Here is a 591-nt window from a genome sequence, read left to right on the forward strand (position 1 = left end):
AAGAGTCGAAGTGATGGAAAGGAAGCCGAAGCGATGGAAAGAAGAGYCAGAGCGACGGAAAGAAAAGTCGAAGTCGTGGATAGAAACGTCAAAATGATGGATAGAGTAGCCAAAATCGTGGATAGAACCACCAAAATCGTGGATAGAACGATCAAAGTGGCGGAGTGACGGAAAGAAAGACCAAAGCGACGGAAAGAAAAGGCGGCGACGGAAAGAAAGACCGAAGCGACAGAAAGAAGAGCCAGAGCGACGGAAAGAAAGACCGAAGCGACGGAAAGAAGAGCCAGAGCGACGGAAAGAAAAGGCGGCGACGGAAAGAAAGACCGAAGCGACGGAAAGAAGAGTCAGAGCGACGGAAGGAAAGACTGAAGCGGCGGAAAGAAGAGCCGGAGTGACGGAAAGAAAAGGCGGCGACGGAAAGAAAGGCCGAAGTGACGGAAAGAAGAGTCGAAGTGATGGAAAGGAAGCCGAAGCGATGGAAAGAAGAGTCAGAGCGACGGAAAGAAAAGTCGAAGTCGTGGATAGAAACGTCAAAATGATGGATAGAGTAGCCAAAATCGTGGATAGAACCACCAAAATCGTGGATAGAAC

1 protein-coding gene is annotated in these 591 nt (G+C 49.3%); it reads right to left on the reverse strand.

What is annotated here, in order from left to right; translation table 11 throughout:
- Positions 1 to 591, reverse strand: a 591-nt coding sequence (locus AC1DCY_RS27335) for a hypothetical protein (protein ID WP_477355839.1), incomplete at both ends; no start/stop codon positions are given.

This window comes from Lysinibacillus sp. 10T31 (genome assembly GCF_056394365.1).